The sequence below is a fragment of the Cobetia sp. PDI-23MA genome, from assembly GCF_059507735.1.
Genome location: NZ_CM183352.1, coordinates 2,106,054 through 2,120,610 on the forward strand (window position 1 = coordinate 2,106,054; position 14,557 = coordinate 2,120,610).

The window sequence follows — 14,557 nt, forward strand, 5'->3', positions numbered from 1 at the left end:
GATGTCTTCCGCCACTCCCTCCGTCAAGCCGCTGGCCGTGTTGTGTGCCGTGCGTACCCTGATGATCACCCTCTCACGTTGGAGCTGCCGGGGCTGTCTGGCCCTGGCTGCCAGCGGAGTCGCCGCGCTGTCGGCACTGGTGATCTGGACCGTCTTCATGCGCTGGGTCATGGGTCAGCCGCCGCACTGGGCAGAAGAGTTGCCGCAGCTGGTACTGGTATGGACCACCCTGCTGGCCGCGGTGTCCTGCACCCGCAACCGCACGCATCTGAGTGCGGGCCTGCTGCCGCTGCTGGTGCGCTCGGTGCGTATCCAGCGCATCACCTGCCGCATCACTGACGTCATGATCCTGATCATGCTGATGATGCTGGCCAAGGCAGGCATGGACCTGACCGCCATCACCATGCGTCAGACCACCACTGCGCTGCAGATTCCGGCCGGTATCGTCTATCTGTCCGTGCCGCTGTGCTGCACCGCAATGGCCCTGATCCAGCTTGAGCATCTGTTGAGCCCTTCGGCCATCGCAGCCGAGATTCACGAGACAGATACCACTGCGTCTGACAACGCTTCATCTCGCCAAGGAGATGCCCCATGACACTCGGCGCCCTGGCTCTGCTCGGCGTCTTCGCGCTCGGCATCCTCATCGACATTCCCATCGCCTTCGCGCTGTTGATGTCGGCCCTCTTCTACCTGCTGGCCTTTGGTGCCGCGCCCATGATGGTCTCCGCGCAGCAGTTCGTGGCCGGAATGGAAAGCTTCACCCTGCTGGCGATCCCGCTGTTCGTGCTCGCCGCCCAGTTGATGAACCGCGCCGGGCTGACCGAACGCCTGGTACGCCTGTGCATGGCGATGGTCGGTGACATCCGCGGCGGCTTGGCAGTGGTCGCGGTTCTTGCCTGCATGATGTTCGGCGCGCTGTCCGGCTCCGGCGTGGCGGACGTGATCGCCATCGGCAGCATGCTGCTGCCCACCATGGCCCGCAACGGCTATGACAAGGGCTTCAGCAGTGCGCTGGTCGGTACCGCCAGCTCCATCGGCACCGTGATTCCGCCCAGCATCGTGATGATCGTCTACGGCACCACCTCCAATACCTCGGTGGGCCAGCTGTTCATGGGCGGCATCATCCCCGGCCTGATGCTGACCGTCGCGCTGGTCGGCGTCGCCCTCTACATGTCACGCAAGCATGGCTGGTCGGGCGGTGTCGCGGCCCGTGTGCCCGGCGAGCGACGCCGCGCCCTGCTCAGTGCCATGCCGGCACTGATGGTACCGGTGATGATCATCGGCGGTATCCGCTTCGGGGTCTTCACGCCCACCGAAGCCGCCGCCTCCGCGATTCTCTACGCCATCATCATCGGCACCTGTGTCTATCGCAGCCTGACCTGGCGCGGCTTCCTGGACAGTGTCCGCGCAACCGCCGAGACCACCGGCGCCATCCTGCTGATCATCGGTGCGGCCGGCATGTTCGCCTGGGGCCTGACCTACGAGCAGGTGCCGCAGGCCATCGCCCAGCTGATCGGCGAATTCACCGACAGCCGCATCAGCGTCCTGCTGCTGCTGACCGCCGTGCTGCTGGTACTGGGGTCCTTCATGGAAAGCGTGGCAATCATCATCATCGTGACGCCCATCGTGATGCCGCTGCTGGCGCAATACGGCATCAGCCCGGTGCACTTCGGGGTACTGCTGACCGTCAATCTGGCCATCGGCGCCAATACGCCGCCGCTGGGGATCGACCTGATGGCCGCCTGTCGCATCGCGGGCATCAACGTCAGCGACTCGCTGCGCCCGCTGGGCCTGATGCTGGGCGCGATGCTGACCGTGCTGATGCTGATCACCTTCATTCCGGAACTCGTGCTGTTCCTGCCCAACCTGATGGAGGGCTGAGTGATGACCACCGCCATGGACCACAAGCTTCCCCAGCGCTGGCTGTTCGTGCCGGGTGACGACGACGCCCGTCTGCAGGCCGCCCTCACCAGCGGCGCCGATGCCATCGTGGTCGATCTCGAAGAGTTCACCCCGGCCGCCGGACGCAAGCTTGCCATCAGTCGCTTCGCCGACTTCGCCAGACGCGCCCGTGCCCTGAAGGTGTGGCCGGCCGTGCGCCTCAACCTGCTGGAGCACGGCGGTCGCGAAGAGCTGGCAGAGCTGATCAGCACCACCCTGGGCGATCCCACCGGGACTCCCGCCGCCATCTTCCTGCCCGCCGTCGGGCAACGCGCCCAGCTGGCCGCGCTGGATGACGCCCTCGCCGAGCAGGAAGCCCTGCATGACCTGCCACGGGGCAGCCTGAAGAGCGTCGCGACGCTGGAAAGCCAGGCCGGACTGCTGGCCGCCGAGGAACTGCTCGCCGCGGGCGATGACACGCCACGCCTGCTGGGAGCGCTGATCGGTACCGGGGATCTGGCCACGGATCTGGGCCTGATGCCCGACCAGCCCGCCGCCACCATCACCGAGACGCTCAAGCCGTGGCGTCAGCGGCTGGCGAGAGCCTGCAAGACCCATCGCCGGCTGGCCATCGATGGCCCGTGGCGCTGGAAGCACGGGCTGGGTACCGACCAGCACTGGGCCAATCAGCAGGGGCTGCAGGCGCGTTGCGTCATCTACCCCGAACAGCTCGAGGCGCTTTACGACCTCATGCCCGCTCGCGGCGCTGACCCGATGCCCGTCGACAGCACCGCGCCTCAGACCTGAGCCGCTGCCCTGCTGAGCGCCGCACCGAATTCATTACCGCGTCAAAACTACCGACGTCTCAACACCGATTTCTCAACATCCGAATTCTCAACATTCGAATTCTCAACAACGAGAGCACTCCCATGACTCAGGCCGCGAACACTTCCTCCGCTTCCACTCTGCCGCTGCGCAATGGCGGGCAGATTCTCGTCGATCAGATCCGTCTGCACGGTACCAAGCGTGTCTTCTTGGTGCCGGGCGAAAGCTACCTGCCGTGCATCGATGCACTCAATGAGCACAAGGGCTCCATCGAGCCCATCGTCTGCCGCCAGGAAAGTGGCGCAGGCTACATGGCCGAAGCCTACGGCAAGCTGACCAACGAGCCGGGCGTGTGCTTCGTCACCCGTGGCCCGGGCGCCACCAACGCCTCCATCGCCGTGCACACCGCCTATCAGGATTCCACGCCGATGATCCTGTTCATCGGTCAGGTCGGGGGCGACTTCATCGAGCGCGAAGCCTTCCAGGAAATCGATTACCGCCGCATGTTCGGCGAGATGACCAAGTGGGTCGCGCAGATCGACGACACCTCGCGCATTCCGGAATACATCGCGCGTGCCTATCAGGTGGCACGCAGCGGCCGTCCGGGACCGGTGGTGCTGGCACTGCCCGAAGACACCCTGTGGGGCGAAGCCCAGGTCGCGGACGTCAAGCCGCACCCGCGTCTGGCCACCTATCCGGGTCAGCCGCAGCTGGATGAGCTCAAGCGCCTGCTCGCGACTGCCGAGCGCCCCTTCCTGCTGGTCGGTGGCAGCGGCTGGACCCGCGATGCCCAGGTCGCGCTGGAAGGCTTCGCCGAGCGTTTCGATATCCCCACCGGTGTCGCCTGGCGCCGTCTGGAGTGCGTCGATGCCGAACTGCCGCAATTCGCCGGTCACGTCGGCATGGGCATGCATGACGCGCTGCGTCAGCAGCTGGTCGAGAGTGATCTGGTGATCGCCGTCGGCACCCGTATCGGCGAAGCCACCAGCGAAGGCTACAGCTGGATCCAGTCGCCGGTGCCGACCCAGAAGCTGGTGCACATCTACGCAGACCCGGAAGAGCTGGGCCGTGTCTATCAGCCGACGCTGGCCATCAATACCGACGTCAACGGCTTCGCACTGGCGCTCTCCACCCTGTCCCCGGATAGCGCCCCGCGCTGGTCCGGCATTACCCGCGAGGCGCGCGCCGCCTACCTGGCCACGCTGGAAGAGCAGCCGTCGCCGGGCCCGCTGAGCCTGGACAAGGTCAGCTTGACCGTCGACCGCATTCTCGATGGCAAGGGCTGCATCAGCGTCGGCGCCGGCAACTACGCGCTCTACGCACACCGCTACGTGCGCTTCCGTGGCCTGGGCAGCTCGCTGGCCCCGACCGTCGGTTCCATGGGTTATGGCCTGCCCGCCGCCATCTCCAGCAAGCTGGAATTCCCGGAACGCCCCGCCGTCTGCTACGCCGGTGATGGCTGCTTCCAGATGAACCTGCAGGAACTGGGCGTGGCACTGCAGTACCGCCTCGGCGTCGTGGTGCTGGTGTTCAACAACGGCATGTGGGGCACCATCCGCGCCCACCAGGAAAACGACTTCCCGGGCCGCGAGATCGCGCTGACCTTCACCAACCCGGACTTCGCCGCGCTGGTCACCGCCTACGGCGGCCTGGGCCAGGTGGTGGAGAAGGACGAGGACTTCGAGGAAAGCTTCAAGCGCGCCCTGGAATTCGCCGACCGCGAGCGTCTGCCGGCCCTGATCGAGCTGCGCTATGACCCGGACGGCATCGCCCCGGGCAAGCTGCTCAGCGGCATCCGTGAAGATGCCCTCACGCGCAACGCAGCCGAGTAAGTCACAGGGAGGCGCGCCTTCCCGCCTTCGGACGACCTTCCCGTCGCCCGAAGGCGGGAAGGTCGCCAGTCAGAACAGTTGAACCATGCCGCCAGAGCGCGACGACAGGAGTCATACAACAACATGTCCACTACCACTACCCCTTCAGCTCCCTCTGCCAATACCGAACAGACCCAGCAGATTCTGGATAGCTTCGCCCTGCGCGTCGACGGCAAGCGCCTGTGGGACGCGCTGATGACATTGGCCGAGATCGGCGCGACGCCCAAGGGCGGCAACTGCCGTCTGGCCCTGACCGAAGAAGACCGCGCCGGCCGTGAGCTGGTCACCGGCTGGCTCGAGGCCGCTGGCCTGACACTGCGCGTCGACGAGATCGGCAACATCTTCGCCCGTCGTCCGGGCCGCAATGACAGCCTGCCGCCGGTCGCCACCGGCAGCCACATCGACACCCAGCCCACCGGCGGCAAGTTCGACGGTTGCTACGGCGTGCTGGCTGGCCTGGAAGTCATGCGCGTGCTGGATGAGCGCGGCATCGAGACCGAGGCCCCGCTGGAAGTGGTGATCTGGACCAACGAGGAAGGCAGCCGCTTCGTGCCGGTGATGATGGGGTCCGGCGTGCATGCGGGCTTGATCCCGCTCGAGAAGGCCCTGGCCGCCACCGACCGTGACGGCGACAGCGTTGCCGCGTCACTGGCGCGAACCGGCTATGCCGGCGACGTGCCGGTGGGCAGCCATGATTTCGGCGCCTATTTCGAGGCGCATATCGAGCAGGGCCCGGTGCTGGAACAGGAAGAGATCATCATCGGTGCCGTCACCGGCTCGCTGGGTCTGCACTGGTTCGACGTGGTGGTCAGCGGTCAGGAAGCCCACGCCGGCCCGACGCCGATGCCCTACCGCCGCGATGCGCTCAAGACCGCCTGCGCGCTGGTCAGCGACATCCTGACGCTGGCCGATGCCTACCAGCCCAACGGTCGCGTCACCTGCGGCGAATTCAATGTGCATCCCAACTCGCGCAACGTGATTCCGGGCCAGGTGCGCTTCAGCGTCGACCTGCGTCACCTGGAACCGGCCGTGCTGGCCGAGATGCACGACCAGCTCAAGGCGCTGTGCCTCAAGCATCACGCCGCCAACCAGAGCGACAAACAACGCGTGGACATCGAGCTGATCGAGGTCCAGCACATTCCGCCGACGCCCTTCGCGCCGGAACTGATCGAGATGGTGCGCAGCGCCAGCCAGGAACTGGAACTCAGCTACCGCGACATGGAAACCGGCGCCGGTCACGACGCCGTGCAGATCGCCGGCATCAATCCGGTGGCGATGATCTTCGTGCCCTGCGAAGACGGCATCAGCCACAACGAGAGCGAGAACGCCGAACCGTCCGATCTCGAGGATGGCTCCAACGTCCTGCTGCTGGCGATGCTCAAGCGTGCCGGCATCGTCAGCTCTGACACTGACGACGCCAATGCGACCCACAACACCGCGGAGAACGCCCAATGAGCACTGCCACATCCGCCCCGCTGACGCATGCCGACTGGCAGCAACGCGCCGCCGCGCTGACCTTCGAGACGCGTGCCTTCATTGATGGCGCCTATACCGAAAGCACCGGCTGCGACACCTTCCCGGCCTACAACCCGGCCACCGGCGAAGTGCTGGCGCATATCACCGCCTGCACCGAGCAGGATATCGACCGCGCCGTGATGGCCGCGCGTCGTGCCTTCGAATCCGGTGTCTGGTCGCGTCAGTCCCCCCAGGCCCGCAAGGCCGTGCTGCAACGCTTTGCCCAGCTGATCAGCGACAATGCCGAAGAACTGGCGCTGCTGCAGACGCTGGAAATGGGCAAGCCGATCGGCGACAGCCTGGGCTTTGATCTGGCGGAAACCGCGCGCTCGGTGGCCTGGTACGCCGAGGCCATCGACAAGCATTACGACGAGATCGCGCCCACCGGCGAGAACGTGCACGCCACCATCACCCGTGAAGCGCTGGGCGTGGTCGCGGCGGTGGTGCCGTGGAACTTCCCGCTGATGATCGCTTCCTGGAAGTTCGCGCCGGCGCTGGCGCTGGGCAACAGCGTAGTGCTCAAGCCGGCCGAAGCCTCAAGCCTGAGTGCGCTGCGTCTGGCGGCACTGGTCGATGAAGCCGGCATTCCGGCGGGCGTGTTCAACGTCACGCCGGGCCTCGGCGCGGTGGCGGGTCAGGCGCTCGGCCTGCACAAGGAAGTCGATGCGCTGGCCTTCACCGGCTCCACCGCGACCGGCAAGCGCTTCATGCGCTATGCCAGCGACTCCAACCTCAAGCGTGTGTGGCTGGAGTGTGGCGGCAAGTCGCCGCATATCGTGTTCGCGGATTGCCCGGACCTGGACCAGGCCGCTCGCGCCGCCGCCGATGCCATCTTCATCAATCAGGGCGAAGTCTGCATCGCCGGTTCGCGCCTGTATGTCGATGAGGCCATCTTCGATGACTTCATGCCGCGTCTGATCGCCTGCGCCCGCGCCATGCCGGCCGGTGATCCGCTCGACCCGGCCACGCGCATGGGCGCACTGGTCAGCGCGGACCACCACGAGAAGGTGCTCGGCTTCGTCGAGACGGCGCTCTCGGAAGGCATGACGCTGCACCAGGGCGGTCAGGCGATCGCGCCCAGCGATGCCACCGCCGGCGGCTGGTATCTGGAGCCGACCATCGTGGAAGGCGGCCAGAACAGCACCGTGATGCGCGAGGAAATCTTCGGCCCGGTGCTCGGCGTGACCCGCTTCAGCGGCGAGGAAGAGGCCATCGAACTGGCCAATGATTCCATCTACGGGCTGGGCGCTGGTCTGTGGACCCGCGATCTGGCGCGTGCCCATCGTGTCTCGCGGCGTCTCAAGGCGGGTCTGGTGTGGGTCAACTGCTACGCCGATGGCGACATCAGCGTGCCCTTCGGTGGCGTCAAGCAGTCCGGTTTCGGGCGTGACAAGTCACTGCACGCGCTGGACAAGTACTCCGACCTGAAGACCACCTGGATCAATCTCGCCTACTGAGGCCAGTGACGACCCACCCACCATCGGCACCGCTGCCATCCTATGTTGCAGGATGGCAGCGGTGTCGATGGTGGTCGTCGAGAAATGGGGCTAGAAACTGACATTCGGTCTAGACGGTTTCGCCCTCGCCCTCATTCTCGTCGGACTCGGGCTGCGCCGCACCCGGCTGGGCCGCACCCGGCTGGGCCGCATCAGGATCAGCATGCACGGCGGCAAGCGGGTCGCGACTGGCCGGCACGCCGTCGGCTGCGGCAGAGGCCGCGGCGGGCTGCATTTCCAGCCCGCGATGCAGGCGCTCTTCCAGCGGCACCTTGGCCAGCGCGTTGTGCATGAAGTTGACGAAGGTGGATTCGGCGGCACTGAAACGCGCCTCGCGGTGCCACATCAGGTGCAGGTCGATATCGGCCACGCCACCGTAGGGCGGCAGGGGCCACAACTCTCCTTCCGCGACTTCACGGCGCACGATGTGCTCGGGCATGCAGCCGATGCCCCAACCGGCCAGCACCATGCGGCGGATTTCCTGCAGACTGCTGGACTGACCGATCACCGGACCCTGCACGCCTTCGCGGGCACGGAACATCGCCAGCGGTGACAGCACGCCATCGAGCTGCTCACTGCCAAAGGAGACATAGCGTTCATTGCGCAGTGCATCCATCGGCAGGTTCTGCTGACCGAACAACGGATGCATGCGACCACAGAAGTAGCGGTAATTCTGGCGCGCCAGCACCTGGGACATCAGCTGTTCAGGCGTCTGCTGGGCCAGACAGATACCCAAGGCCCCCTGGCGCTGCAGCAGGCCCTGCTGCACCTCGTGACTGGACATTTCCTGGATCGAGAAGGTGACCTGGGGGAAACAGCGGTGAAAGCGTGCGAACACGCTATCAAGGAAACGGCATTCAATGCCGGTGATGAACAGGAGCGAGACATGTCCGGAAATCTCCGTATGACTATTGCCCACCTCAGAGGCGAGACGCGCCACATTGGCGTAGATCTCCACCGCCTCGCGATAGACCACCTGCCCCGCCCCGGTCACGCGAAAACTGTGACTGTCCCGTTCAATCAGACGCTGCCCCAGGCGCTCTTCCAGGCGCTTGAGTGACAGACTCACCGCTGGCTGTGACAGGTAGAGACGCGCCGCGGCCCGACTGACGCTTTCCTCCTGGACGATGACGATGAATGTTCTCAGCAGGTTCCAGTCCAGCGTGTCATGTATGGGTCGCATGGCGATTGTTCCTGTCCCGAAAGTGGCGCGACCGGCAAGAGCGCAATGAAACGCACTCCCGGTGGCACGCCAGATGGTAATAAAGTCAGCACCGCGTCACCAACGTCTGCCCTCGAGTGATATATTCCCCCTCGCTCAAGACACTAATGACGATCAATACAAGATCAATAAAGCGTAAAACACGACGATGTTCGATACCCGAGAAACCTTCATTCTCTCGATCATGATCATAGCATGTGGCGTATTTCTGATGGGGCTTTCGCTCTATTTCTTCCGCCGCATCAAGACCTATGATGATTACAATGTCGCAGGCCGTTCCACCTCGACCTTCCCGCTGATCTGTACGCTGATCGGTACCGCCGTCGGCGGTTCTACCCTGCTGGGCTTCGTCTCCAAGGGCTACACCTTCGGCATGGGCCAGCTGTGGCTGCCGGTGGGCATGACCTTCGCGGGCATTGCGCTGTACTTCTTCATCGGCAAGATCCACGCCGAAGGCGAGCGCCTCAACATGGTGACCCTGGCCGACTTCCTGGTCAGTCGCTTTGGCGAAGGCGTCAGGGTGCCGACGCTGCTCAGTATCCTGTGTGCCTACGCGGCCATCACCGGCATGCAGTTCGTGGCCGTGGCCACGGTGCTCAAACTGGTGTTCGGCCTGGCACTGCCGGTGGGCATCCTGCTGACCTGGGCACTGCTGACCGCCAAGACATGGCTGGGCGGCCTGATGGCGGTCATCTGGTCAGACGCCATCCTGGGCACCCTGCAGACCCTGGGCATCTTCTTCCTGCTGGTCACCGTCTACTACGTCAGCGGCAGCTGGGAATTCATCAGCGCGGCACCCATGCCCGAAGGCAACCCTGACTTCCTGAGCCTGACCGGCATTTCCGGGCATGAACTGGCGGTCTACATGCTGACCATCGGCGCCTATCAGTTCGTGCGTCAGGACCTGTGGCAGCGCTTCTGGGCCGCGCGCAGCCTCAAGGCGGCACGCACCGGCTACGCCGTGGCCATCGTCTTCACGCTGCTGGTCGGCGGTGCCGTGGTCCTGATCGGCGCCTTCGCCAAGCTGGGGCTGGATATCGCGGTCGCCAATCCGGACCTGTCCTTCTACGCCATCATCAAGGCCACCCTGCCGTTGCCGCTGATGGTCAGCATGGTCGTCGTGCTGCTGGCGACCATCATCTCGTGCGCCGATTCGTTCTTCATCGCCGGTGCGTCTTCCATCGCCAATGACATCATCAAGCCGCGCATGAAGGGCCGCGATGATGCCTTCATGCTGCGCATGAGCCGCCACTCGGTGGTCGCCATGTCCTTGATTTCGCTGGGCCTGGCGCTCTATGCACCGCGCCTGCTCGATATCTGGATTCTCGGCAGCGCGATGCTGGTCTGCGGTGTGCTGGTGCCGACGGTGGTCGCGCTGTGCCGTCGCACGCCAGACCCGCGTGGCGGGGTGATCATGATGTGGGGCGGGCTGGCCACCGCCGTGCTGTGGCAGGTGCTGGGCCATCCCTTCGGCCTGCACCCGGTGATGATCGGTCTGCCGGTCTCGCTGGCGCTGATGCCGCTGGCGTTGCGCAAGCCGAGCCTGGGCCTCTCGACCGAGTCTGCGGCGCGCTGACTGACCGAGCTGACTAGCCGAGCTGACTGGTTGAGAGAACAGTTGCGCTCAGTGCTCATCAAATAGTGATGCACCACCCGAAAGCCCCCGTTGCCGATGACCTCTTGAGAGCATCGGCAACGGGGGCTTTCCTGTGGTCAGGATCCATCGCTCTGCGGGTTTCCTGCTCGCCACTCTGATAGCTATTCCGATGACCATTCTGCTGACCGAGCAGATGGCTTCAGGCAGGTTTATCGCGAGCGACTGCCCGCTATCCTTGCGACGACTTGGCTGCCTTTTCTGCCATCAATCGGCCAATTTCTCATCGCAATCCCCGCATGTTGTCATCGCGCAATACACACATATTTTCTTACATAAATTTGGCAAATACTGCGTATTGAAATTTGAAAGCCCAAAAGGCTGATGATTCGTTGACCGCGAAGGGAGGGCCTCATAGATTGAAGGCGTACCATCACAACAAGAAGCAGGGACAGGTACCGCATGCATCTCCCGGACGCAGCATCATGGTCACGAGAAGTCCCGCATGCACTGCCCCGCTCACAATAACGATAACGTGGATACTGCTATGAAAACCCTCAAGCCCGCTCTGTTGCTCCCGCTGCTCGCTCTCCTCCCGGCCACCCAGTCCATGGCCACCGAATTGCGCATGCTGTCCAGTTACGACCAGACCACTGCCTACTCCCGCGAGATTGCCCAGCGCTTCATCAAGGAAGTCGAAGCCAACAAGGCCGCCGACCTCACCATCAAGCTGACCGGTCCGGATGTGGTGCCGCCCTTCGAGCAGCTGCAGCCTGTCGCGGCCGGTGTCTTCCAGCTGCTGTATACCCACGCCGCTTACCACACCAACACCACCGGCGTCGGCGCCGCGATGGATGGCGTGGCGGTGAATCCGGAACAGACGCGCGAATCCGGCCTGTGGGACATGGTCGATGAGCACTACAACGGCCTGGGCCTCAAGCTGATCGCGATTCCGCCGCTGGGCAGCCACGGCTTCCAGTACGTTCTGAAGGAGCCGATCACCGGTACGCCGGGTCTGGATGGCCGTCGTCTGCGCGGCAGCCCCACCTATACCAACGTCACCAAGGGCCTGGGCGGTACGCCGGTGCTGATGTCCAGTGGCGATGTCTACTCCGCGATGGACCGTGGCGTGATCGACGGCGCGGCCTGGGGCCTGAATGGCGTCAAGGACATGGGCTGGCAGGAAGTCGCCGGCTACTACTCCAAGCCGACCTTCGGTCAGACCTACAACTTCGTGCTGATGAACCTGAACGCCTTCAACACCCTGTCGCCGGAACAGCAGCAAGTGCTGCTCGACGAAGGCCGTGAGCTGGAAACCGAGATCGTCCCGATCCTGGATGAGCTGGCAGTCGAAGAGTGGAAGGCGCTCGACGAAGCCGGCATGCAGGCCACCGAATTCGCACCGGAAGACGCCGAGCGTCTGGATGCCCTCGTCACCGACGGTATCTGGCAGCTGGGCATCGACAAGACCCCGGACACGGTGACCGCCATGCGTGAACTGGCGATCGAGAAGAACCTGACCACCGTCAGCGAGTAAGGAATCCACCATGCTAACCCTGCTTGCACGTGTGCATGACGGCGTGACGCGAGCAGGCTTCCTTCTGGGCGGTGTCACATTGTGTGGCATCGTCCTGTGCTTCTGGCTGGAAGTCATCGCGCGCTACTTCTTCAACTCTCCCACCCTGTGGTCCGGCGCGATGGTGGCTTACCTGCTATGCCTCTCGATTTCGCTGGCAACGCCGGAACTGGCCCGCACCCATGGCCATATCGCCATCACCGTGCTGCCGGAGCGCCTCGGCCCTGCCGCGCGCGCCTTCTATGATCGTCTCCTCGCCCTGGTGACCGGCGCCGTCTGCGCCGTGGCCGGTTGGATCTGCGTGCAGGAAAGCCTGCGTCAGTTCAATTACCACACCACCACCGCCATGGGCCTCGACATTCCCAAGGTCTGGGTCTCCAGCTTCATCGCCTACGCGATGATCAGCGCCGCCCTGTACTTCCTGCGCCACGCCTTCACCCGCGCGACGCCCCCGGCTACCGCCGCCAGAAAAGGACCCTGAGTCATGGAATGGTATACCTCTCTGGGCCTGGCCATCGCCTTGCTGATGGGCCTGTTCGCCCTCGGCATTCCCGTCTTCGCCGCCTTCCTGACCATCAACGTGCTCGGTACGCTGTGGTTGATGGGCACCGCCGGTTTCGGCATGTTCGCCAACAGTGTCTACGACAGCATGACCTCGGAGACGCTGACCACCATCGCGCTGTTCGTGCTGATGGGGGAGCTGCTGTTCCGCTCCGGCTCCATCGATGTGATCTTCGACTCGCTGGATGCCCTGATGGGCCGCATGAAGGGTCGCCTCTACTTCTTCGTCGTCGCCCTCTCGACGCTGTTCGGTGCCCTGTCCGGCTCGGCACTGGCCGTGACCGCCATGCTCAGCCGCTCGGCGCTGCCGACCATGCAGGAGCGCGGCTATGACGACAGGCTCTCCATCGGCCTGATTCTGGGCGGGGCGAGTCTCGCGCCGATCATCCCGCCGAGTCTGTTGGTGATCATCATCGGCTCGATGGTGGATGTCTCCATCGCGCGCCTGCTGATCGCGGGTATCCTGCCCGGCATCCTGCTGGCCGCACTGTTCATCCTCTATGTGAAGGTGCGCATCACGCTGGACCCGCGTCGCGCGCCGCCCGTCGATGAAAGCGGTGGCGGCACAGCCCGGGAAAAGCGCCGCGCCGTGATCAACATGCTGCCGTTCACCATCATCATCTTCGCCGTGCTCGGCCTGATTCTGCTCGGCATCGCCACGCCGTCCGAATCCGCCGCCACCGGCGTGCTGGGCTCGCTGGTAGTCGCGGCCTACTACCGCAAGTTCTCGTTCAAGATGGCCGGCGAGGCGGTGATGTCCTCGCTCAAGGTCAGCACCATGATCATCCTGATCCTGGCGTGTTCGAAGCTGTTCTCGCAGCTGTTGAGCTTCACCGGCGCCACCAGCGGTCTGGTGAGCAGCGTGACCGGGCTGGATCTTGACCCGGTATGGATGCTGCTGATCCTGATGCTAATCCCGCTGATCGCCTGCATGTTCATCGACCAGATCGCCTTCATGATGGTGGTGATTCCCATCTACGCGCCGCTGGTCAAGCTGTATGGCTTTGATCCGGTGTGGTTCTGGACACTGTTCCTGATCAACATCTCGGTGGGCAGTCTGACCCCGCCCTTCGGCTACAACCTGTTCGCGGTGAAAGGCGCCGCCCCGGCGACGCCGATGCAGACCATCTACGCCGCGGCCTGGCCGATCGTCATCTGCTTCCTGTTCGCGATGCTGATGCTCTACTGGGCCCCGTGGCTGACGACCTTCCTGCCCAGCCTGATCTGACCGACCACGACGAGAGACTTCCATGTACCAACTCAATGACATGCCAGCGCAGGTCGCGCCTGAACGGCTGGAACAGCTCAAGCAGTGCGAGACGGCCACCATCGGCCACTTCCACACCCACGGCTTCGTCGAACCGGCGATTGCCAGCATGCTGCCTGAGGTGCGCATCGCCGGTACCGCCGTCACCGTCTCGCTGCCGCCGGAAGATGGCACCCTGCTCAACCACCTGATGCGCCTGGTGCGTCCGGGCGATGTGCTGATCGTGCATCGTCAGGGCGATCGCCACCGCGCCTGCTGGGGCGGCGTGATGACGGAAGTCGCCTCGCGCCTCGGCGTGGCGGGTGTGGTGATCGATGGCATGGCCACCGATGCGCTGACCATTCGCGACAAGCAGTTCCCGGTCTGGAGTCGCGGTGTCGCCTCGCTGACCACCCGCTTCGCCGGTATCGGCGGCGCGCTCAATGTGCCGGTCAGCATCGGCGGTGTCGTCGTCAATCCGGGCGATGCCATCCTCGCTGATGAAAGCGGCGTCATCGTCATGGCGCCCGAGGAAGTCTCGGCCATCGCCACTCACGCCATCGAGGTGCAAGAAGCGGAAGAAGTGCTGCTGGCGAAGATTGCCGACGGCGCCTGCCTGCCGGACCTCACCGGCTCCAGCAAGCTGATCGAGGAAGTGAATGCACGCGGTTGATTCCCTCGTTTGATGCGCTTGCGAGACGCTGAAACCAAAAAAGGCCACCAGATTGCTCTGGTGGCCTTTTGGGTTCTGACACGGTCTGTAAGACACG

Annotated in this window: 12 protein-coding genes; 11 read left to right on the forward strand and 1 reads right to left on the reverse strand. The window is 64.3% G+C overall.

Going from position 1 to position 14,557, the window contains the following annotated elements; all coding sequences use genetic code 11:
* The first annotated feature begins 1 nt into the window (after position 1).
* The 6 genes from AC5WNJ_RS08930 to AC5WNJ_RS08955 all read left to right on the forward strand — a co-directional run bounded on the left by AC5WNJ_RS08930 (position 2) and on the right by AC5WNJ_RS08955 (position 7,549).
* Positions 2-595 carry a TRAP transporter small permease gene (locus AC5WNJ_RS08930; protein ID WP_225346708.1) on the forward strand — a complete coding sequence of 198 codons (594 nt, stop codon included), beginning with the start codon at positions 2-4 and terminating at the stop codon, positions 593-595.
* Complete coding sequence (locus AC5WNJ_RS08935) at positions 592-1,881, forward strand: TRAP transporter large permease (protein ID WP_054556959.1); 1,290 nt, start codon at positions 592-594, stop codon at positions 1,879-1,881. The genes AC5WNJ_RS08930 and AC5WNJ_RS08935 overlap by 4 nt, the downstream gene beginning before the upstream one ends.
* Before the next feature lie 3 nt (positions 1,882-1,884).
* The gene (locus tag AC5WNJ_RS08940) at positions 1,885-2,688 is read left to right on the forward strand and encodes an aldolase/citrate lyase family protein (RefSeq protein ID WP_153635877.1); all 804 of its coding nucleotides are present in this window, start codon (positions 1,885-1,887) and stop codon (positions 2,686-2,688) included.
* Between the two features lie 122 nt (positions 2,689-2,810).
* Complete coding sequence (locus AC5WNJ_RS08945; protein WP_284891875.1) at positions 2,811-4,538, forward strand: thiamine pyrophosphate-binding protein; 1,728 nt, start codon at positions 2,811-2,813, stop codon at positions 4,536-4,538.
* 123 nt (positions 4,539-4,661) lie between these two features.
* Positions 4,662-6,032, forward strand: coding sequence for a Zn-dependent hydrolase (locus tag AC5WNJ_RS08950; protein ID WP_495929403.1), 1,371 nt, complete (start codon positions 4,662-4,664; stop codon positions 6,030-6,032).
* Positions 6,029-7,549 carry an aldehyde dehydrogenase gene (locus AC5WNJ_RS08955; protein ID WP_284891878.1) on the forward strand — a complete coding sequence of 507 codons (1,521 nt, stop codon included), beginning with the start codon at positions 6,029-6,031 and terminating at the stop codon, positions 7,547-7,549. The genes AC5WNJ_RS08950 and AC5WNJ_RS08955 overlap by 4 nt, the downstream gene beginning before the upstream one ends.
* A 109-nt stretch (positions 7,550-7,658) precedes the next feature.
* Here the strand turns inward: AC5WNJ_RS08955 and AC5WNJ_RS08960 are convergent, their stop codons facing one another.
* Positions 7,659-8,771: a LysR family transcriptional regulator gene (locus tag AC5WNJ_RS08960; RefSeq protein WP_284891879.1), complete on the reverse strand. Its 1,113-nt coding sequence runs from the start codon at positions 8,769-8,771 to the stop codon at positions 7,659-7,661.
* A 187-nt stretch (positions 8,772-8,958) separates the two neighbouring features.
* Here AC5WNJ_RS08960 and AC5WNJ_RS08965 point away from each other — a divergent pair, with 187 nt between their 5' ends.
* The 5 genes from AC5WNJ_RS08965 (at position 8,959) to AC5WNJ_RS08985 (ending at position 14,460) form a co-directional block, all read left to right on the forward strand.
* Positions 8,959-10,386 carry a sodium:solute symporter family protein gene (locus AC5WNJ_RS08965; protein WP_284891880.1) on the forward strand — a complete coding sequence of 476 codons (1,428 nt, stop codon included), beginning with the start codon at positions 8,959-8,961 and terminating at the stop codon, positions 10,384-10,386.
* A 565-nt stretch (positions 10,387-10,951) separates the two neighbouring features.
* On the forward strand, positions 10,952-11,941 hold the full coding sequence (gene dctP, locus AC5WNJ_RS08970; RefSeq protein ID WP_192838901.1) for a TRAP transporter substrate-binding protein DctP: 990 nt from the start codon (positions 10,952-10,954) through the stop codon (positions 11,939-11,941).
* 10 nt (positions 11,942-11,951) lie between these two features.
* A complete protein-coding gene (locus AC5WNJ_RS08975) occupies positions 11,952-12,461 on the forward strand; it encodes a TRAP transporter small permease (RefSeq protein WP_284891881.1) in 510 nt (169 codons plus the stop codon).
* Positions 12,462-12,464: 3 nt separating this feature from the next.
* On the forward strand, positions 12,465-13,769 hold the full coding sequence (locus AC5WNJ_RS08980) for a TRAP transporter large permease (protein ID WP_279833455.1): 1,305 nt from the start codon (positions 12,465-12,467) through the stop codon (positions 13,767-13,769).
* A gap of 22 nt (positions 13,770-13,791) precedes the next feature.
* Positions 13,792-14,460 (forward strand): RraA family protein, encoded by a 669-nt coding sequence (locus AC5WNJ_RS08985; RefSeq protein ID WP_244995057.1) that lies wholly within the window; start codon positions 13,792-13,794, stop codon positions 14,458-14,460.
* Positions 14,461-14,557: the final 97 nt, after the last annotated feature.